General features: G+C 38.2%; 26 protein-coding genes. 16 read left to right on the top strand and 10 right to left on the bottom strand.

Annotated features, from left to right (window positions below; genetic code table 11):
* The 8 genes from F3G76_RS10550 to F3G76_RS09480 form a co-directional block, all read right to left on the bottom strand.
* Positions 1–1115 (bottom strand): alpha/beta hydrolase family protein (locus F3G76_RS10550; RefSeq protein ID WP_508610223.1); only part of this gene is annotated, 1115 nt, incomplete at its 3' end.
* Between the two features lie 14 nt (positions 1116–1129).
* A complete protein-coding gene (locus F3G76_RS09510; protein WP_149706562.1) occupies positions 1130–1735 on the bottom strand; it encodes a tRNA 2-selenouridine synthase in 606 nt (201 codons plus the stop codon).
* Complete coding sequence (locus F3G76_RS09505) at positions 1732–1887, bottom strand: diadenosine tetraphosphate hydrolase (protein WP_149706561.1); 156 nt, start codon at positions 1885–1887, stop codon at positions 1732–1734. The genes F3G76_RS09510 and F3G76_RS09505 overlap by 4 nt, the downstream gene beginning before the upstream one ends.
* A gap of 2 nt (positions 1888–1889) precedes the next feature.
* Entirely contained in the window at positions 1890–2492 is a 603-nt protein-coding gene (locus tag F3G76_RS09500; RefSeq protein WP_149706560.1) for a tRNA 2-selenouridine synthase, read from the bottom strand.
* Entirely contained in the window at positions 2489–2644 is a 156-nt protein-coding gene (locus F3G76_RS09495) for a diadenosine tetraphosphate hydrolase (RefSeq protein ID WP_149706559.1), read from the bottom strand. The genes F3G76_RS09500 and F3G76_RS09495 overlap by 4 nt, the downstream gene beginning before the upstream one ends.
* Positions 2644–3246, bottom strand: a complete 603-nt coding sequence (locus F3G76_RS09490; protein WP_149706558.1) for a tRNA 2-selenouridine synthase — start codon at positions 3244–3246, stop codon at positions 2644–2646. The genes F3G76_RS09495 and F3G76_RS09490 overlap by 1 nt, the downstream gene beginning before the upstream one ends.
* A gap of 101 nt (positions 3247–3347) precedes the next feature.
* Positions 3348–3494: a diadenosine tetraphosphate hydrolase gene (locus F3G76_RS09485; protein WP_149706557.1), complete on the bottom strand. Its 147-nt coding sequence runs from the start codon at positions 3492–3494 to the stop codon at positions 3348–3350.
* A gap of 2 nt (positions 3495–3496) precedes the next feature.
* On the bottom strand, positions 3497–4147 hold the full coding sequence (locus F3G76_RS09480; protein WP_149706556.1) for a tRNA 2-selenouridine synthase: 651 nt from the start codon (positions 4145–4147) through the stop codon (positions 3497–3499).
* A 316-nt stretch (positions 4148–4463) separates the two neighbouring features.
* Between F3G76_RS09480 and F3G76_RS09475 the strand changes: the two genes are divergently transcribed.
* Together F3G76_RS09475 and F3G76_RS09470 are read left to right on the top strand one after the other, a co-directional pair.
* A complete protein-coding gene (locus F3G76_RS09475; RefSeq protein WP_149706555.1) occupies positions 4464–5654 on the top strand; it encodes a NifS family cysteine desulfurase in 1191 nt (396 codons plus the stop codon).
* 16 nt (positions 5655–5670) lie between these two features.
* A complete protein-coding gene (locus tag F3G76_RS09470) occupies positions 5671–6663 on the top strand; it encodes an iron-sulfur cluster assembly scaffold protein NifU (RefSeq protein ID WP_004318029.1) in 993 nt (330 codons plus the stop codon).
* Positions 6664–6740: 77 nt separating this feature from the next.
* Here the strand turns inward: F3G76_RS09470 and miaA are convergent, their stop codons facing one another.
* Positions 6741–7616 (bottom strand): tRNA (adenosine(37)-N6)-dimethylallyltransferase MiaA, encoded by an 876-nt coding sequence (gene miaA, locus F3G76_RS09465; protein WP_149706554.1) that lies wholly within the window; start codon positions 7614–7616, stop codon positions 6741–6743.
* Positions 7617–7618: 2 nt separating this feature from the next.
* A complete protein-coding gene (locus F3G76_RS09460; protein ID WP_149706553.1) occupies positions 7619–8833 on the bottom strand; it encodes an FAD-dependent oxidoreductase in 1215 nt (404 codons plus the stop codon).
* Positions 8834–8935: 102 nt separating this feature from the next.
* Here F3G76_RS09460 and mqnP point away from each other — a divergent pair, with 102 nt between their 5' ends.
* The 14 genes from mqnP to F3G76_RS09390 all read left to right on the top strand — a co-directional run bounded on the left by mqnP (position 8936) and on the right by F3G76_RS09390 (position 18118).
* Positions 8936–9796, top strand: a complete 861-nt coding sequence (gene mqnP / locus F3G76_RS09455) for a menaquinone biosynthesis prenyltransferase MqnP (RefSeq protein WP_411160715.1) — start codon at positions 8936–8938, stop codon at positions 9794–9796.
* Positions 9793–10314 (top strand): hypothetical protein, encoded by a 522-nt coding sequence (locus tag F3G76_RS09450; protein WP_149706551.1) that lies wholly within the window; start codon positions 9793–9795, stop codon positions 10312–10314. Before mqnP ends, F3G76_RS09450 begins: the two co-directional genes overlap by 4 nt.
* Positions 10315–10323: 9 nt before the next feature.
* On the top strand, positions 10324–10830 hold the full coding sequence (locus F3G76_RS09445) for a DUF6115 domain-containing protein (RefSeq protein WP_004318037.1): 507 nt from the start codon (positions 10324–10326) through the stop codon (positions 10828–10830).
* A gap of 133 nt (positions 10831–10963) precedes the next feature.
* Positions 10964–11932: a GTP 3',8-cyclase MoaA gene (gene moaA / locus F3G76_RS09440; RefSeq protein ID WP_103650050.1), complete on the top strand. Its 969-nt coding sequence runs from the start codon at positions 10964–10966 to the stop codon at positions 11930–11932.
* The gene (locus tag F3G76_RS09435; RefSeq protein ID WP_149706550.1) at positions 11932–12687 is read left to right on the top strand and encodes a 7-carboxy-7-deazaguanine synthase QueE; all 756 of its coding nucleotides are present in this window, start codon (positions 11932–11934) and stop codon (positions 12685–12687) included. Before moaA ends, F3G76_RS09435 begins: the two co-directional genes overlap by 1 nt.
* Positions 12687–13268 carry a 6-pyruvoyl trahydropterin synthase family protein gene (locus F3G76_RS09430; RefSeq protein ID WP_149706549.1) on the top strand — a complete coding sequence of 194 codons (582 nt, stop codon included), beginning with the start codon at positions 12687–12689 and terminating at the stop codon, positions 13266–13268. Before F3G76_RS09435 ends, F3G76_RS09430 begins: the two co-directional genes overlap by 1 nt.
* Positions 13268–13471 carry a hypothetical protein gene (locus tag F3G76_RS09425; protein WP_009295012.1) on the top strand — a complete coding sequence of 68 codons (204 nt, stop codon included), beginning with the start codon at positions 13268–13270 and terminating at the stop codon, positions 13469–13471. The genes F3G76_RS09430 and F3G76_RS09425 overlap by 1 nt, the downstream gene beginning before the upstream one ends.
* On the top strand, positions 13468–13869 hold the full coding sequence (locus tag F3G76_RS09420; protein ID WP_149706548.1) for a hypothetical protein: 402 nt from the start codon (positions 13468–13470) through the stop codon (positions 13867–13869). Before F3G76_RS09425 ends, F3G76_RS09420 begins: the two co-directional genes overlap by 4 nt.
* Positions 13870–14526 carry a 16S rRNA (uracil(1498)-N(3))-methyltransferase gene (locus F3G76_RS09415; protein ID WP_103615777.1) on the top strand — a complete coding sequence of 219 codons (657 nt, stop codon included), beginning with the start codon at positions 13870–13872 and terminating at the stop codon, positions 14524–14526.
* An 81-nt stretch (positions 14527–14607) separates the two neighbouring features.
* Positions 14608–14808 carry a 50S ribosomal protein L31 gene (gene rpmE, locus F3G76_RS09410; RefSeq protein WP_009295018.1) on the top strand — a complete coding sequence of 67 codons (201 nt, stop codon included), beginning with the start codon at positions 14608–14610 and terminating at the stop codon, positions 14806–14808.
* A 3-nt stretch (positions 14809–14811) separates the two neighbouring features.
* Positions 14812–15627: a 16S rRNA (cytidine(1402)-2'-O)-methyltransferase gene (gene rsmI, locus F3G76_RS09405; RefSeq protein ID WP_149706547.1), complete on the top strand. Its 816-nt coding sequence runs from the start codon at positions 14812–14814 to the stop codon at positions 15625–15627.
* A 100-nt stretch (positions 15628–15727) separates the two neighbouring features.
* The gene (gene rlmB, locus F3G76_RS09400; RefSeq protein WP_103642254.1) at positions 15728–16408 is read left to right on the top strand and encodes a 23S rRNA (guanosine(2251)-2'-O)-methyltransferase RlmB; all 681 of its coding nucleotides are present in this window, start codon (positions 15728–15730) and stop codon (positions 16406–16408) included.
* Entirely contained in the window at positions 16401–17342 is a 942-nt protein-coding gene (locus F3G76_RS09395; RefSeq protein WP_103614399.1) for a phosphatidylglycerophosphate synthase, read from the top strand. The genes rlmB and F3G76_RS09395 overlap by 8 nt, the downstream gene beginning before the upstream one ends.
* Entirely contained in the window at positions 17336–18118 is a 783-nt protein-coding gene (locus F3G76_RS09390; protein ID WP_149706546.1) for a hypothetical protein, read from the top strand. Before F3G76_RS09395 ends, F3G76_RS09390 begins: the two co-directional genes overlap by 7 nt.
* The last annotated feature ends 1 nt before the right edge of the window (position 18119 follow it).

The raw sequence follows: 18119 nt of genomic DNA, 5'->3' as shown, positions 1-18119 counted from the left end.
ACTTCCTTGCAAGCTTTCTCATTATCTTTGATAGTATCTACACACTCTTTTAGTGTGCTCTTGTCATCTTTAAAGCCAAACATATTTTTTATCTTGTTAAAGATAGAGCTTGCTATCTTTCCTACAAAGCCATTTGGATCAAGTAGTCTTGCTATCCACCTTACACCTTTTAGTATTGCCTTAGCTATAAAACTGACAAATCTTAAAGATATAGTGACTAAACTAGCAAATGCACCACCAAAGCCAGGGGCGTTGAAAGTATATAGCTCTTTTACATCTTTGGTATATAAAAAGGCAAATGACTGCGCTAGATGGCCGCCTAGTGAGTGACCTGATAATACAAGGTTAGAAACTTCACTCTTATCGCCTGAATTTGCCTTATGCTCTTTTATAGCACCATACATATCGCTCTTTAGTATAGCCATTGAGGCTATCTGATTTAGTCCTGCACCCAAAAGGGCTATCATACCATCGGTAAATACTAGGTCTTTAAATCCTAGCTCAGTTCCTCTAAAGCCTATGATGTAGTTTTTAAATTTACTATCATAAAAAACAGTCGAGCTAAAGCCAGTGATAGATGTATTTTTGATGTGATGGACTAGTTCATAGCGATTGACAAAGGCTTTTGTGCGGAGGGAAATTTGGTGAAAATTTTCTTTATTTACAAAGATATATGGTGGTTTGTCGTCGGGCGTAGCGATAAAACTTTGAACTTCGTTATCTATGGATTTTACTTTTGGCTCACTTTGCTCATTTACTTTTGGTTTGGTTATTACCATATCTTGATTAAAACGAGCTTCTATGGTTAAGGCGTAGGCGGTTGGCTCGCCAGCTTCTTTAATAATATTGTCGTTTTCATCTTTCTGATCTGATTTTAAAACATCACCCTTAACAACACCATCTGCATATCTCCAAACAGGCTTTTCTATCTCTTGTTTTTTATATGAATTTACAATGTTTTCAGGGGCGTTTTCTTTGCCACGCTTACTATAAAGATCATCTAGCCCGTTTTTCTCATTCTCGCTTACCCAATGAAGCATTGCGTAGCTTGCATCTGCTATATCTGCATAGTCTTTAAATTTGATTATTTGTTCTTTTGTTGAAATTTGGCTCATTCTCTACTCTTTGTTTATTTTTCTAAATCTTCTATATAAAATTTATTTCCACCTTTTACATATCTAGTCTCTTTTCTCGATAAAGAAAAACCCCTACCTTCATCACCATAAAGACCGTATTTGGTTACTTCGAAATCATAACCAACCGATATGCTTATATATTTAGGTTGTTCATTGTCATCTATATATAGGTATAGTGGCAACACAGTGGCATATTCATATCCTTTTTGTCCGACTACCTCTTTTATCTTATTTTCATAAAATTTATCTATGTTTGGTAGTGTTTTTTTAGTTTGTCTTTCATAGTCTATCCAACTAACATAATATTGTTTGCCATTAGAGAGGGTTCGTGGAAATTTTTCATTAATAGGCTTTGGATCAACAGCATAAAGACCATCACCCAAATCTCTACCTTTCATTTTTTTACTTAGCTCTTTTCTTTCAGCTTCTCTTTTTTTTATCTCATCATAGAATTTCTTATTAAATATATAAACCCCGCCATATTTACTAGCTAAATTTTCTAGTTCAGAGTTGCTTATCTTATTGCTTGCTTGATTTGCAGAGCAGGCTATTAAAAATATGCTTGTTAGTAGTAGAAGTATAATGCCTATAAATTTCATTCTATATCCTTTTTGTTTGGTTTATCATTTAGATCATCTAATCCATTTCTTTCATTCTCACTTACCCAGTGGAGCATTGCATAGCTTGCGTCAGCTATATCTGCATAGTCTTTAAATTTGATTATTTGTTCTTTGGTTGAAATTTGGCTCATTTTTATTTCACTTTTTCAAATTTGTTGTTATTAAGGATAAATTTATTTCCACCCTTTGCAGTATGTATTTCGCCTTTTGATAAAGAAAAGCCTCTACCCTCATCACCAAATAAGCCATACTTTTTGACTTTGTAGTTATATGTTACCGTCATTTCAATGGGTACTATACTATTGTTATCATCTATATAAAAAGACCAAACATTAATATCTGGTGTAAATTTATAATAATTCTCTTGTCCTATATAGTCTATTATCTTATTGATATATGAATTTGATAAATTTACAGCCTTTTGATAAGTGTTAATTGTATGGTATGGTTTGCCGTTTGAAAGAATTTGCGGTAATTTTTTATCCATTATAGCAAGGTCATCTCTTTTAAAATTTCTTTTATTATTCTTAAAAAAATTATCCATATATAAACTTCTTTCTTTTTCTCTTTTCTCTATCTCTTCAACAAATTTTTGATTAAACACATAAACCCCACCATATTTACTAGCTAAATTTTCTAGTTCAGAGTTGTTTATCTTGTTGTTTGCTTGATTTGCAGAGCAAGCTATTAAAAATATGCTTGTTAGTAGTAGAAGTATAATGCCTATAAATTTCATCCTATATCCTTTTTGTTTAGTTTATCATTTAGATCATCAAGTCCATTTTTCTCATTCTCACTTACCCAGTGAAGCATTGCGTAACTTGCATCTGCTATATCAGCGTAGTCTTTAAATTTAAGTATTTGTTCTTTGGTTGAGATTTCACTCATTATTTTTCCCTAACAAAAGTATTTTTATGGCTATCAAAATAAAATTCACTATTTCCGCCTATATCTTTTATATCTTTTCTAGATAAAGAAAAGCCTCTACCTTCATCTCCAAATAAGCCATATTTAGTATAGCTTTGGTAAAAGTTTACATCTAGTGAGATAACTTTAAGTTTTTCATCATCTATATAAAAATCACTAATCATGATAGATGAACGATTATAAGCAGCTTCACCCATAAAATTTTTTAGCTTAGCAATCACGTCATCAGGTATTACTACCTTTTTGGTATATTCGCTTCTTAGATAGTATCGTTTGCCGTTTGAGAGTGTTTGTGGTAGTTTTTCATCAATGACTTTTGTATTAACAGTATAAAGACCGCCGCCTAAATCTTTACCTTTTGTATTTTTTCTTAACTTTTTTCTTTCGGCTTCTCTCTTTTCTATCTCGTCATAGAATTTCTTATTAAATATATAAACGCCCCCATATTTCTCGCCAAGCTCTTTTATTTCAGAGTTACTTGCGTTGTTGCTTGCTTGATTTGCAGAGCAAGCTATTAAAAATATGCTTGTTAGTAGTAGAAGTATAATGCCTATAAATTTCATCCTATATCCTTTTAGAAAATTTATTTTGCTTATTTTATTGTCTTTGAAATTATAATATTATTAATTTATTATGTTTTATTTGTAGATTGTTAAATTTTTTATTAATTGAGGTTATTTTTATCTATATTGTTAACTAGCTCATTTTTTTCATTCTCACTTACCCAGTGAAGCATTGTATAGCTTGCGTCGGCTATATCTGCATAATCTTTAAATTTAAGTATCTGCTCTTTTGTTGAAATTTGGCTCATTTTTATTTCACTTTTTCAAATTTATTGTTATTAAGGATAAATTTATTGTTACCACTAATATTTTCTAAAGTAGTTTGACTTAAAGAAAATCCTCTACCTTCATCTCCATATAAACCATAATTTTTCTTTTTTACATAGTAATCAACTGTCATTACGATAGGCATTATACTTCCGTCGCTTTCTATGTAAAATTTAATTAAATCTATATATGGTTTATGTTTGTTGTAGTCTTGCATACCAATAAATTCTTTTATTTTATTAATATAAATTTCAGGGACTACTGATTTTTTGCCAGTCTTATTTTCATAATCTGTCCAGCGCGTATAGTATGGCTTGCCATTAGAAAGAACTTGCTGCATTTTAGGATTATTGTAAAACTCAAGCTTTAAAATTTCTCTCATTTTCTTATTTCTCTCATTTTTGTTAGGTATTGTCTTTATTCTTTCTAAAATTTCCTTTCTCTTACTATCTCTTATTTGCTCTTGTTTCTCTATCTCATCAACAAATTTTTGATTAAATATATAAACTCCACCATATTTACTAGCTAAATTCTCTAGTTCAGAGTTACTTATCTTATTGCTTGCTTGATTTGCAGAGCAAGCTATTAAAAATATGCTTGTTAGTAGTAGAAGTATAATGCCTATAAATTTCATCCTATATCCTTTTAGAAATTTTATTTTGCTTATTTTATTGTCGCTATATTTACAATCCCATTAATTATCTCGTGTTTAAATTTTTAATCCTTAAGAAAAAGAATTAATATTAAGAGTAAAATAGGCTCTTTTAGGCGAAATTTCGCAAATGGCGTATCTGACAAATATTGATAAAGAATTTCAATATTTTTACTATCAAAATGAGCCAAATATTGAAAAAACTAAAGCATTTTTTTAAACTTGCTTTTAACTTTTTTGTTATAATATCCCATCAAAAATAAAAGGGATATTTTTTATCCGAATTAAGGTTTTAAATTTGAGAGTATATTTAGACAATAACGCCACAACGATGGTTGATCCAGAAGCTTTTGAACTTATGAAGCCGTTTTTTTGCGAAAAGTACGGCAATCCAAACTCACTTCACAAATTTGGCTCAGAAACCCACCCAGCGCTAAGAACAGCACTAGATCAGCTCTACGCCGGACTAAATGCAAAAGATAGCGATGACATCGTCGTTACCTCATGTGCGACCGAGAGCAACAACTGGGTTGTAAAAGGCATCTACTTCGACAAGATCGCAACTGGCGAGAAAAAACGCATCGTTACAACCGCGGTCGAGCATCCAGCCATTTTGGCAACTTGTAAATTTCTAGAAAAATATGGCGTGGATCTTACGGTTTTAGACGTAAATAGCGACGGCATCGTCACTCCAGACCAGCTAAGAGCCGTCATGGATGAAAACGTCGCGCTTGTCGCCATAATGAGTGCAAACAACGAAACTGGCATGATCTTTCCTATAAAAGAGCTTGCCAAAGTTGCCCACGAATACGGCGCTTTATTTCACACTGACGCGGTTCAGGCAGTCGGCAAGATAAAGATAGATGTTCAAGAGCTTGATGTTGATTTTCTAAGCTTTTCAGCGCATAAATTTCACGGACCAAAGGGCGTTGGAGCGTTATTTATAAAAAATAGCATGCCACTAAGCAGCTTGCTTCACGGTGGCGAGCACATGGGCGGACGCAGAAGCGGCACGCTTGACGTACCAGGCATCGTTGGCATGGGCAAAGCGCTTGAGCTAGCAAATAAATTTATGGATTACGAGCACTCACACGTTCGCCGTTTGCGTGACAAGCTAGAAGATGCGCTACTACAAATTCCTGACGTTAGCGTCGTTGGCAAAAAAGAGCAGCGCGTGCCAAACACCATCCTAGCTTCTATCAAAGGTGTCGAGGGTGAGGCTATGCTTTGGGACCTAAATAGAGCTGGCATAGCAGCATCTACTGGCTCTGCTTGTGCGAGCGAGACGCTAGAGAGCAACCCTATCATGGAAGCTATCGGCGCTGACAAAGAGTTAGCCCACACCGCACTTAGACTCTCACTTTCTAGGTTTAACACCGAAGAGGAGATCGACTATGCGATAGAGCAGATAACAAAGGCCGTAAATAGACTAAGAGGCATATCAAGCACATTTGCATACGCCCCAGAGTGGCATAAGAGTGGATTATAAAATTTAAAGGAAAAACATGGCAAAAAATAACTTAATCGGCGGCTCTATCTGGGATGAATACTCAAAGGTAGTGCAAGATAGGATGAATAATCCTAAATTCATGGGCGAACTCACCGAAGAGGACGCCAAAAAAGCAAACGCAAAACTCATCATCGCTGACTTTGGCGCAGAGAGCTGCGGCGACGCGGTCAGGCTTTACTGGCTCGTTGATGAGAAAACTGACAAGATAATAGACGCTAAATTTAAAAGCTTTGGCTGTGGCACGGCGATAGCTAGCTCTGATACGATGGCTGAGCTTTGCATCGGCAAAACAGTCGATGAAGCGGTTAAGATAACAAATTTAGATGTCGAAAGAGCTATGCGTGACAACCCAGACACCCCAGCTGTGCCACCTCAAAAGATGCACTGCTCGGTTATGGCGTATGACGTTATCAAGGCAGCTGCTGCAAGCTACAAGGGCATAGACCCAGAGCACTTTGAAGATGAGATCATCGTTTGCGAGTGCGCTAGGGTGAGCCTTGGCACGATCAAAGAGGTGATAAGACTAAACGACCTTCACACGGTTGAGGAAATCACGCAATACACCAAAGCAGGCGCATTTTGCAAATCATGCGTTAGACCTGGCGGACACGAGAAAAAAGACTACTATTTGGTTGATATCTTGCGCGATACTAGGGCTGAGATGGAGCAAGAGAGGCTAGAAGCTCAGGCCAACGCTCAAGCAAACAACACCCTAAGCGACGTTAGCTTTGAGAGCATGACGATGGTTGGCCAGCTAAAAGCGATCGAGTCGATCATCGATAAAGAGATCCGCCCGATGCTTATGATGGATGGCGGAAATTTAGAGATCATAGACATCAGAAACGATAACGGAGAAAATATCGACGTTTATATCCGCTATCTTGGTGCTTGCTCAGGCTGTTCAAGCGGCTCGACTGGCACGCTTTATGCGATAGAAAATGTCTTACAAGAGAGCCTAAGTCCAAAAATCAGGGTTATGCCTATTTAAATTTATCGAACGGCTTCTTTTGGAGCTGTTCGCCCCCCCCCATGCTAAAATAAATTTACCACCCAGACAATCTGAATTTAACCTTTTAAAAATTTCAAAATTTCACTTCTAGTCTGCGTCAAGTCACCCACAAATTTCTTCTCAAACTGCGAGCGGTTAAAGGTTCTCTGACGCTTAGCAAGCTGGGCTGTGTGCGTGGCGATAAGCGCTTCTAGCTCACTTTTTGAAATTTCACCCTCCAAAAACTGCTTGCACTCTTTTAGACCTATTGATTTTAGGGGTTTTGGCTCGCTTTTATACTTGTCAAATAAAAATTTCGCCTCATCCATCAAGCCCTCATCTAACATATTTTTCGTCCGCTTTGCGATGCGAGCTCTAAGCTCCTCTTTGTCCCACAAAATTTCAAATATCGCAAGCTCTTTTATGACGCTCTCTTTGGTATTTTGCTTTAGCCAGATGCTTGGGGTTTGGCCGCTAAATTTATAAATTTGATACCATTTTTCGAGGCGATAAGAGTCGTTTTGGCTAAATTTACTTGCAAACTCGGGGTCATTTTGTAAAGCTAGCTCGTAAATTTCTTCGTTGCTTAAATTTAGCTCGCATTTTGGCACGTCTGGCGCAAGGCCGCTAAGCATCGCCTTTAGATAAAAGCCGCTGCCTCCTGTGATGATGAGCAAGCACTCTTGCGAGCGCGCAAATTCCTTTGCATTTTTATAAATTTCAAAAAATGCCCCAACGCTAAAATCCTCATCAGGATAAATTTCATCCACCCCAAAGTGCCTCACAGCTGCTAGCTGCCAGGGCTTTGGCTTTGCGCTGGCGATATCTATCTCTTTATAAAGCGCAAGCGAGTCAAGGCTTAAAATGACGCCGCCAAATTCCTTTGCTAGCTCAAAGGCTAGGTCGCTCTTGCCGCTTGCTGTGGTACCAATTAGTGCTAGCTCGCCAAACAAACTTAGCCCTCATAAAGTGAGCTAAATAGCAAAATTTCATCACTTTGCTCGTTACTTTTGCCCTCTTTTAAAAGATCAGCCAAAACGCCTGCAAAGTGCGGTGCAAAGCTTAGTTCGTTTAGCCCGTACGCTTGGTTATAGAGTAAATTCTCATATGTCTCGTCGCGTCCGATCGCTGGTTTGTCGTTTGAGCTAAGAAGCACGAAATTTGCTCTAAAACTAGGCTCTTTTAGCTCGCTTATGCCAAGGTGTCTTTTTAGCTCGTTTAAAAATGCGTTGATCTTCTCTGTTTTAACGAGCGTATCGATCGCGCCCACTTGTAAATTTGTGATGATAGTGACGCCATTTTTGGTTGGATAAATTTTGGCAAACATATCATTTAAAATTATCGGTTTTTTAGGGATCTGACCCTCACTTAGCACAAGATCGATCGTGTAAAATTTAGCCAAAATGGCACTTAAATTTGTCCCAAACTTGCTTGAAAGCTCCAAGCTTCTACTAGCCACGACAAAGCTATCAGCCTCGTACTCGCCAGTCCTGCCAACAGCCTTTTGTACGGTTTGCCCCTGTGTTTTTAGCTCATAAATTTCATCGTTTATAAACTGCGCTCCAAGCTCGTTTAGCTCGCTAACAAGCGCCTTTTTTAGCTCTCCAGCATCGATGCTAGCGTTTTTAGCTAAATTTAGCGCCCCTTTTATGTTTTTATTGATCAGACCAAAATTTGCAAGCTCACTATCCACGCTTAAAATTTCTTGTTCGCTATCAGCGACCCTTGTCTCATCAAGCCTCTTTTTAAAGCTCTCATCCTCGCTAAAGATGAGATAAACGCCGCTCTCATCAAAATTTATCTGCGGATATTTTTCATTTAGCTCTCTTAAAATTTCAAAGCTCTTTTGTCCAAATTTCTTAAACAAAATTCTCATCTTTTTATCGTGAGCCTTTGTTGATTTAAGCGTGAAATTTGCCATCCAGGCTCTAAAGTTTTCATTTAAGCAAAGCGCTATATCAAGCTCGCTTTTTTTGCTAACTAGTCCCAAAAATGAGCTAGATATCGCTCCATCTCTTGCGAGCGCTGGGGTGTTAAATGGGGTTAAAATTCCGCTTTCAAACTCATCTTTTTGGCTACTAATAACTAAAATTTCTTCGCCCTTTTTAGCTAGCTCAAGCGCCGTAAATAACGCACTAAAACCATCTCCGATAATCGCTATTTTACTCATCATAACCCTTCATTTTAAATTACTCTCGCAATGATAATATAAATTTAGATTTAAAGCAAAATGGTGTAAAATCAGACACTTTTTAAAAAGATGGAAATTTATATGATCAAAAAGCTAAAAGATATCGCAGAACTCATCGTTTTTAAGCACTCGGTCTTTGCCCTGCCATTTATCTTTGTGGCGATGATAGTTGCGAGCAAGATAGAAAATGGCTCGGCTTGGTTTGGCTTTAAACTGCTTATCTTAGGCACTATTTGCGCAGTCAGCGCTAGAAATTTCGCCATGGCATTTAACAGATATCAAGACGAGGACATCGACAAGCTAAACCCACGCACCGCAAGCCGTCCAAGCGTGGATGGACGCATAGGCAAGGGCAATATGCAGCTTTTCATCGCAGCAAACGCGATTATCTTTATCATCTGCGCTTATTTTGTAAATTCGCTCGCATTTTGGCTAAGCTTCCCCATACTTGCCGTGCTTGGCGGATACTCGCTGTTTAAGCGATTTAGCGAGCTAGCGCACTTGGTGCTAGGCCTTAGTCTTGGACTTGCCCCCATCGCTGGAGTGGTCGCAGTGAGCGCTGATATACCGCTTTGGAGCGTACTACTTTGCCTTGGTGTGACATTTTGGGTGGCTGGATTTGACCTGCTTTACTCGCTTCAGGATATGAAATTTGACCAAGAAAACAAGCTCTTTAGCATACCAGCCATTTATGGCGACAAGGCGACACTATTTTTATCAGCCATTTTTCACGCTCTAGCTTTTATACTTTGGCTACTTTTTGCTTGGGCGGCTGGGCTTGGAGCGATGGCATTTTTTGGCATTGTGGTAAGCGGCGTGATATTATTTTTCGAGCATAGGATCGTAAGGCGCGACTTTAGCAAGATAGATCGGGCATTTTTCACGCTAAATGGCTACCTGGGAATTTTATTTTTCATCTTTGTTTGGATAAGTGTATTATGAGCGAAGTAAGGCTTTTTAAAGCGCCTCTTAGCATGGTTTATGAGTGCGACAGAAGTGGAGATGAGAAATTTTTAAGAGAATTTAACTCTATCTTGCCAGGCGATGAAGATGCGCTTGGAGCGTGGCTAAAGCGAGCTAAATCACGCGGCGAGACCAAAGAAAGCGACCAAGTATTGCTAACGCTTGTCATCGAGCTTCATAGAAAGATCGATGCGCTTAGTGATTATATAAAAAATGAGCACAAGCAATACTTGCCACTAAAAGAGAGCGCAGATATCGACGAGATCGGCTTTACACACATAAAAATAAGCGAAGATAAATTTACAAAAGATGAAATTTACTACGCAAGGATCACGATGCCTATCTTTCCAAAGAGAAATTTGAGCCTTTATCTAAGGGCGCAGGATGAGAGGCTAGCAAAAATAGAGAACATGCACGAAGAGGACGAGGCCGACTGGAACGCTTACGTGACGGCTAGAGAACGTGTGATGATAAGAGAGCTTAGAGCGAATTCGTAAAGGAAAAATATGGAAATTTACATTTTTTTAGGTTTTGGCATTGTTTTAGCGATAATAATAGCTTTGATATTTATAAAAGATAGCGAGACAAATAAGAAATTTACAAGATATGAGCGTGCCATAGAGAGCGCCATACAAGAAAACTATAATCTCAAAAAACAGCTGGCCGCACTAGCAAGCTTTAAGCCTGATGACGACGAGCAGCTAAAAGATGTAAAAGATGAGCTAAAAGAGCAGATAAACGAGCAGATAAATGAAAAAATCGTGCCGATAATCCGCGCTATAAAGAGCATCGAGCGAGTGATCGATGACTTTGCAAACGAACAAAAAGATAGGATGTTTAACCTTGAGGAGCGAACAAGAGATATCAATAAAATCGCCCCGAGTGTTATAAACGAAGAAGAGCAGATCCTAAAGATGTTTAAAGATGGCAAAAGTGCAGCCATGATCGCTAAAGATCTTCACGTGGGTATGGGGCGAGTTGAATTTGTGCTTAAATTTCATAAATTAGCCTAAATTTGGGCTAATTTTAAAAGACAAAACTACTCTTAAACTACAAAAATTAGCTTAAATTTTTATTTAAATTTAAATCTTTTAACATATAATTGAAAATTAAAAAAGCTCTAACCAAGCTTAAAAAAGGTGCTTTATGCTAATAGATAAATATGGTCGGGTTGTTGATTATTTGAGAATTTCTGTGACGCAGCGTTGCAATTTTAGATGTAGATATTGCATGCCTACGACGCCATTTAGTTGGACGCCAAAAGAAAATTTACTGACATTTGAAGAGCTATTTTTATTTGTTAAAGTAGCTATTGATGAGGGTGTGAAAAAGATTAGGATCACAGGCGGCGAGCCACTCGTGCGCAAGGATCTGGACGTCTTTATAAAGATGATAAGCGATTACAAGCCAGACATCGATCTAGCGCTTACGACAAATGGCTTTATGCTGCCACACTTTGCCAAAAGGCTAAAAGACGCTGGTCTAAAGCGCATAAATATGTCACTTGATACGCTAAATGAGCAAAAGGCTAAATTTATCGCTCAAAAGAGCGTCTTACACGAGGTTTTAGCTGGCTTTGAAGCAGCACTTGATGCTGGACTAAAGGTTAAGATAAACACAGTCGCACTAAAAGGCTTTAACGACGATGAGCTAGTAAATTTGCTTGAGTTTGCTAAATTTAGAAACTCTCAGATCAGATTTATCGAGTATATGGAAAATTCACACGCCAAAGAGGATCTAAAAGGGCTAAAAAGCGATGAAATTTTAAAGATCATCTCGCAAAAATATAACATCACAAAAGATGAAAAGTTGCCAAACGCGCCTGCGTCTATTTATAGGCTTGATGACGGCTATAAATTTGGCATCATCGACCCTCACAAACACGACTTTTGCGAGAGTTGCAACCGCATTAGGCTAAGTGCTGAGGGGCTTTTGATACCTTGCCTTTACTTTGAAGATGCGCTAAGTATCAAAAAAGCAGTTGCAAATGGCGACATCGTCGCAGCAAGCGAAATTTTAAGACAAGTGCTTGCCAACAAGCCAAAAGAGAACAAATGGGCGCTAGGAGCTGAAAACGAAACCTCTTCAAGAGCCTTTTACCAAACTGGTGGTTGATGAGCAAAGAGCTAGAATTAGTTGAGGCATTTTTAAGTATCCAAGGCGAGGGCGCTTATCAGGGCAGGCTCGCTGTCTTTTTACGCTTTTTGGGCTGCAACCTAAACTGCTCTGGCTTTGGCGTAAAGACAATATCTTTAAAGACAGGTGAAGAGCTTTTGGGCTGTGATAGCATAAGAGCCGTTTTTAAGGGACATTTTCACCACAGAAGATATAGCGCAGATGAAATTTTAAGCATAGTTGATAGCTTTAGCAAAGGCTTAGAACAAAAGCCGATCATCGTTTTAACAGGCGGCGAGCCACTCATCTGGCATCAAAATGAAAATTTCATAAATTTGGTAAGAAATTTGCTTATAAATTACGAGGTGCATTTTGAGACAAATGGCACGATCTTGGTTGATTTTAATAAATTTGAAATTTATAAAAACTGCCATTTTGCACTTGGTGTAAAGCTAGCAAATAGCGGAGTTAGCGAGCAAAAACGCATAAATTTAGATGCTATTTTAGCTATAAAAAATAACGCAAAAAGTAGCTTTTTAAAATTTGTCCTCTCGCGCTTTGACAAAAGCGAGCTGGAGGAAATTTTAGATATAAAAAATAGAGCAAATTTACCAGTTTGGTGCATGGCGATGGGCGCAAATGAGAACGAGCTAGGTAAAAATGCTCTAAAAACAGCGCAATTTGCCATAAAGTATGGATTTAACTACTCAGAGCGTATCCACATCAGGCTTTGGGGCGACAAAGAGGGTGTTTGATGATTATTAGAAAACTTTTTAGATTTGAAAATGCGCATATCGTGAGATTTTGTAGCTCAAAGCGCTGCAGGACGAGCATCCACGGACACAGCTACGTAGCAGAAATTTTACTTAGCTCAAATTTTCTTGATAACGCTGGCATGGTCTATGACTTTGGGCTGATGAAGCAAAACATAAAAACGATCATCGATAGCTTTGACCACGCTACGACCATATATTCAGGCGATAGTGATGAATACAAAAACGACCTTAAAAAGCACTCTGCAAGGTGGATCGAGATCCCGCTAAATCCCAGCGCAGAGCAGTTTTGCCGCATATTTTTTGTAATGATCGAGAGACTGCTTGAGCTTAGCGTGATGAGTAATGGCGAGCGCGATGTGAAGCTTCATAGCGTCATCGTCCATGAGACCGACACTGGTTATGCGCAGTGCTTTAAAGAGGACGCGATAAACCCGCAAATGGGCGAGATAAGGCTTAGTGATATCAAATTTTCAGAGGCTGTTATGGACGAATGGGAAGATAAAAATTTGCTTGAAAAGATGATAAATAAGATAAAAATAGAAAATCCAAAGGACGTTTAATGAAAAAATTTATAACCTCTTTTTTGCTTATAGCTGGCGTATTTTTGGGATGTGGAGATAAAGAAGAGGCCAAAAGTGACGTTAGTGAGCCAGTCCCTAGTGATGTTACGATAGCTCAGCCTGATGCAAATGTAACTATCGACGAGCAGCTGCCACCTGAGCCAGTCGTCGAAGAAAACGAGCCTCCTAAAGAGAAGAAATGAACGAACACTTAGGCTCACTCTACGCTTATACTTTGCCATTTCACGTGATATTTTTTTATGCGCTACTTGCTTTAGCGGCGCTTTATCTAGCGCTTACTCAGTTTGGAGTGAGGAGTAAAAACTACGTGCTTCGCATAAGGTATTTTTTGCCTATTTATCATATGCTGCTTAGCTTTTTGGTGCTAACTGGGCTTATTTTGTGGGCATATTATAGTTACGAGCCAAAATTTAACGCCATAAAAATGCTTCTTATTTTAATAGCCTTAATCGCACTTAGCGCCGTTGGATACAAAAGGCTAAAGAGATACGCCGTTGCTGGCGAGCTAGAGAAATTTAAAAAATTTGCCCTTATTAAAGGCATTTGCGACATTATTTTGATCATCATAGCAGGGATTTAGATGAAATTTTTATATGATAAAAACGCTGGCGAAGAGCGCCTAAAAATAGTAAATGAGGCATTTTTGCACCTAAAAGCTAGAAGGGTTGAAGCAGGTGAGCGCATAAGTGTTAGAAATTTATGCGATGGCAAAGAGTATATCTACGAGATAGATGAGATAGAGCGCAGAAGTGCAAATTTAAGCCTTGTCTTTGCTAGCCTAAACTGCGAGCATAAATTTGACTTTACCATCGCTTGGGCGGTCGTTGATCCAAAGACTATCGAAAAGGCGCTGCCATTTTTAAATGAGCTTGGCGTTGGCAAGATCGCCTTTGTCTATACTAAATTTTCTCAGGCAAATTTCAAGATCGACCTTGAAAAACTAAACTACATAAACGCACTTTCATGTGAGCAGTGCGGGAGAACGTCGCTAATGGAGTTTGAAATTTACAAAAATTTAGACGAGCTAATGAACGTTTATAAAAATGTCTCGGCTATAAATTTTGGCGGTAAAAATTTAAATGAAAAAAGAGATGATGAGATATTAATAATTGGCCCAGAGGGCGGATTTAGCGAGGATGAGACGGCTAAATTTAAAAATATCTACGGCCTAAATACAAAAAATATCTTAAGATCACAGACCGCAGTCATATCTGTGGCGGCAAAATTTCTTGCCTGATTTATTTGATTTTTAGATTAGTTTTTATATAATCAGCAACTTTTAAGGTAACAAATAGCCCAAAATAATAAAGGAAAGATGATGAAAAAAGAGATCCATCCAGAGTATGTAGATTGCACCGTAACTTGCGCGTGTGGCAACACTTTTAAGACAAAGTCAAACAAAAGCGAGATCAGAATTGACATTTGCGACAAGTGCCACCCATTTTTCACAGGTAGCGAAAAGATAGTTGATAGCGCTGGCCGTGTTGAGAAATTTAAGAAAAAATACGCTCAAAAATAAGCCTTGCTCTACTTTGTTCCTACTCCAATAGGAAATTTAGAAGATATCTCGCTTCGCGCGATCAAAATTTTGCGTGAATGCGAGATAGCTATCTGCGAAGATACAAGAGTTTGCAAAAGCCTTGTAAATCTGCTAAACGAACGCTTTGACGCAAATATAAATATCTCAAATTTTATCCCGCTTCACACCCACAACGAAGATGAATTTTTTGCAAATTTAAGTGATGAAATTTGGAGCAAAAATATAGCTTATATGAGCGATGCTGGCATGCCAGGCATAAGCGATCCAGGCGTTAGCCTAGTAAGATACGCTCAAAAAAATGATATCAAATACGAAATTTTAAGCGGAGCAAACGCTGCACTTTTAAGCGTAGTCGCGAGCGGACTTTGCGATAAAGAGTTTGTTTTTTTAGGCTTTTTACCAAATACTGGCAGAGATAGGGCCTTAGCTATTCAAAATGCTCTAAGCTTAGCCTATCCAGCCGTCATCTACGAAAGCCCAAAACGCATCTTAAATTTGATAGAAAACATCGCAAATCTAGAGCCAGAGAGAGAAATTTTTGCCATAAAAGAGGCCACTAAAAAATTTGAGACTAAATTTAAAGGTACAGCCAAAAATTTAGCCCAAATTTTAGAAAAAGCAAATTTAAACGGCGAGTGGGCAGTAGTCATCTCAAAAAGTGCAAATGCGTCCACTCAAAATATCACAAAAGATGAGATCACCTCGCTTGATATAGCCCCAAAAGCAAAGGCAAAACTGCTTAGCAAAATAACTGGTGAAGACGTCAAAAAGATCTACGACGAGCTCATAAAAGCATAAATTTAAAAGCTCAAATTTTGCTAAAAAGTTTCAAAAATTCACTCAAATTTAGAAGCAAAATAAGTTAAATTTTACTTGACTTTAGCTACCATAAGCAACCATGATAATATACGGAAAACAGCTATTTTTACATATTTTGAACAAGCGCCCACAGATCCTAGAAGAGATCTATCTCTCAAAAGAGTGTGATAAAAAACTCTTCTCTAAAATTTGTGGCACTGGCAAGAAGATCATCCGCGTGGATAATCAAAAAGCTCAGTCGATGGCACATGGCGGCAACCATCAAGGCTTTTTAGCAAGCGTTAGCGAGTTTGAGTTTTCAGACATTAGCGAGCTAAAAAAGCTAAATTTCATCGCCGTGCTTTATGGCATAAGTGACGTCGGAAATATCGGCGCCATCGCTAGAAGTGCCTATGCTCTAGGCTGCGAAGGACTTGTCATCGTTACAAAAAGTGTAAATATGCAAGGCGTTTTAAGGTCAAGTAGCGGTGCTGCTTACGAGATACCAATAGCGATCTTTGAAGACGGACTTAGCCTGCTAAACGAGCTAAAACAGTGTGGTTTTAAGCTCTACGCGACGGCAAGCAACGGCAAAAATATAAAAGAGATGAAATTTGCTGGCAAAAGGGCTTTGGTGATGGGCTCAGAGGGCGAAGGCATACCGCAAAAAGCTCTAGCAAAGTGCGATGAGTGCGTCGGTATCAAGCTAAAAGACGGCTGGGACTCCCTAAATGTAAGTGCAGCTTTTGCGATAATTTGTGATAGGATGATAGATGAATGAACTAGAAAATTTAAAAGAGATAGGCATAAAGGAAATTTCGCGTAAAACGCACATTGAACCCACTTTTTTACAATATATTTTTGACAAAAATTTTGAAAAATTATCACGCTTAAACATGAGAGGCTACGCCAAAATTTTACAGCGTGAGTATGGAGTCGATCTTAGCGAACTTCTCGCTGAATACGACGCTTTCATGCAAGAAAATATGCCTGATGAGAGCAAAAAAACAAAAGTAAGCCCAAAAATTTCTTCTTACACGCCTGAAGATGTCTCTATCCAAAGGCAAAGTAGCGGTGGTGGGGCTGGATTTTTCTTCTGGATCATCATTTTAGCTATCATCGCTGGCGGCGCTTACTACTTTGACGCTTACAAATACGTCCAAAATTTCATAGCAAGCTTAAATGAAGACAACACAAGCGTGAGCTACTCGCAATCTAGTATCGTAAATGAAGTGAAGAAAAATATAATCGACACAAACGTAACGATCTCTCAAAACACTCCAAAGATCGATGCAAACGCTTCAAGCGTGAAAATTTCAGCTCCAGCTGAGCAAAACGTGACTGTAAGTCCTGCTAGCGTTGATCAAAATACCCTAAAACCTAGCATGGCAGCCCAGCCAGCTCCAAAAGTAGAGCAAAACGTGACAAAGCCGCTAAATGAAGCGATCATTACGCCAAAACAACGCGTTTGGATAGGCATCATCAACCTTGAAAATGGCCAAAAAACATCGAGCGACACAAGCAAAAGTGTAAATATAAATTTAGACCAAAGACAGCTAGTCGTTTGCGGAAATGGCAACATCGAGCTTAAGATCGGCGACAAAGTAACAAAGTATAACCCAAGCCGTCCAGCTAGATTTTTAGTAGAAAATGGCGATATGAAATTTTTAACTTATGACGAGTTTGTCGAGATGAATAAGGGCAAATCTTGGTAAAAAAACTAGCCATATTTCTTCTTTTTAGCGTTTTTTCATACGCTTTTGATCTAAATAGCAGTGCAAATGCACTAAGCAGTGGAAAAGATCTGCAAATTTCTTTAGAAAATTTAGACACTAACGGCTCGCTAAACGTCGGAGAGCTAGTCTCAAGACTAAAGCAAAGCTCGAACTACGATGCTCTCTCATTTAGCTCAAATAGCTTAAATTTAAAATTTATAAGCACGCAAAAAGTCCCCTCAGCACTATTTGTAAAATCGATAAATTTAGCTCTTGAAGATGCAAATATAAGCGTGGCAAGGGTAAATTCTCTAAAAAATGGCAATGAAATTTCTTATGGGATTTTAGCCCTAAAAAGTGGCGGTATAGATCCAAATTTACTAAATTTCACGCTCAGTAAAAGCGGCTTTAAGATCATGGGATTTGATAGAGTTGATGGAAATTTAGCGCTTTATTTGGATGCTAAAAATATGAGCCTTGATGCGTCAAAAGTAAATTTTAATGAAGAGACCCCACTTGTAAAGAGTGGTGGCGTCTATATCGTCGACGTGGCAGGCGCAAGTAGCCTAAATATCATCTCAAACGAGCCAAACAAATGGGTGCCACTTGTTAGAATTTATGATAAAAACTTAAACCAAATCGATCTAAAAAGAGAAAACGAGATAAAAACTAACTACACTATAAATTTAGCTAACGACGCAAAATATGCGCTAATTAGCGACAATAGCGACATAACTAACATTAAAAACGAGATAATTATCAAGCTTATAAAATAGG

Source organism: Campylobacter concisus (assembly GCF_902460575.1).
Taxonomy (GTDB): Bacteria; Campylobacterota; Campylobacteria; order Campylobacterales; family Campylobacteraceae; genus Campylobacter_A; species Campylobacter_A concisus_AW.
This window is presented reverse-complemented; position numbering and strand designations above follow the sequence as displayed.

What these genes read in the sequence shown, in the direction of transcription:
- F3G76_RS09445 (WP_004318037.1), top strand. Translation starts at nt 10,324, where the DNA reads ATGGAAATTTACATTTTTTTAGGTTTTGGCATTGTTTTAGCGATAATA.
- F3G76_RS09490 (WP_149706558.1), bottom strand. Translation starts at nt 3,246, where the DNA reads ATGAAATTTATAGGCATTATACTTCTACTACTAACAAGCATATTTTTA.
- F3G76_RS09395 (WP_103614399.1), top strand. Translation starts at nt 16,401, where the DNA reads ATGAATGAACTAGAAAATTTAAAAGAGATAGGCATAAAGGAAATTTCG.
- F3G76_RS09485 (WP_149706557.1), bottom strand. Translation starts at nt 3,494, where the DNA reads ATGAGCCAAATTTCAACAAAAGAGCAGATACTTAAATTTAAAGATTAT.
- rpmE (WP_009295018.1), top strand. Translation starts at nt 14,608, where the DNA reads ATGAAAAAAGAGATCCATCCAGAGTATGTAGATTGCACCGTAACTTGC.
- F3G76_RS09480 (WP_149706556.1), bottom strand. Translation starts at nt 4,147, where the DNA reads ATGAAATTTATAGGCATTATACTTCTACTACTAACAAGCATATTTTTA.
- F3G76_RS09470 (WP_004318029.1), top strand. Translation starts at nt 5,671, where the DNA reads ATGGCAAAAAATAACTTAATCGGCGGCTCTATCTGGGATGAATACTCA.
- rlmB (WP_103642254.1), top strand. Translation starts at nt 15,728, where the DNA reads ATGATAATATACGGAAAACAGCTATTTTTACATATTTTGAACAAGCGC.
- F3G76_RS09505 (WP_149706561.1), bottom strand. Translation starts at nt 1,887, where the DNA reads ATGAGCCAAATTTCAACCAAAGAACAAATAATCAAATTTAAAGACTAT.
- F3G76_RS09500 (WP_149706560.1), bottom strand. Translation starts at nt 2,492, where the DNA reads ATGAAATTTATAGGCATTATACTTCTACTACTAACAAGCATATTTTTA.
- F3G76_RS09420 (WP_149706548.1), top strand. Translation starts at nt 13,468, where the DNA reads ATGAACGAACACTTAGGCTCACTCTACGCTTATACTTTGCCATTTCAC.
- F3G76_RS09495 (WP_149706559.1), bottom strand. Translation starts at nt 2,644, where the DNA reads ATGAGTGAAATCTCAACCAAAGAACAAATACTTAAATTTAAAGACTAC.
- F3G76_RS09435 (WP_149706550.1), top strand. Translation starts at nt 11,932, where the DNA reads ATGAGCAAAGAGCTAGAATTAGTTGAGGCATTTTTAAGTATCCAAGGC.
- F3G76_RS09450 (WP_149706551.1), top strand. Translation starts at nt 9,793, where the DNA reads ATGAGCGAAGTAAGGCTTTTTAAAGCGCCTCTTAGCATGGTTTATGAG.
- moaA (WP_103650050.1), top strand. Translation starts at nt 10,964, where the DNA reads ATGCTAATAGATAAATATGGTCGGGTTGTTGATTATTTGAGAATTTCT.
- F3G76_RS09510 (WP_149706562.1), bottom strand. Translation starts at nt 1,735, where the DNA reads ATGAAATTTATAGGCATTATACTTCTACTACTAACAAGCATATTTTTA.
- F3G76_RS09425 (WP_009295012.1), top strand. Translation starts at nt 13,268, where the DNA reads ATGAAAAAATTTATAACCTCTTTTTTGCTTATAGCTGGCGTATTTTTG.
- F3G76_RS09415 (WP_103615777.1), top strand. Translation starts at nt 13,870, where the DNA reads ATGAAATTTTTATATGATAAAAACGCTGGCGAAGAGCGCCTAAAAATA.
- mqnP (WP_411160715.1), top strand. Translation starts at nt 8,936, where the DNA reads ATGATCAAAAAGCTAAAAGATATCGCAGAACTCATCGTTTTTAAGCAC.
- F3G76_RS09430 (WP_149706549.1), top strand. Translation starts at nt 12,687, where the DNA reads ATGATTATTAGAAAACTTTTTAGATTTGAAAATGCGCATATCGTGAGA.
- F3G76_RS09460 (WP_149706553.1), bottom strand. Translation starts at nt 8,833, where the DNA reads ATGAGTAAAATAGCGATTATCGGAGATGGTTTTAGTGCGTTATTTACG.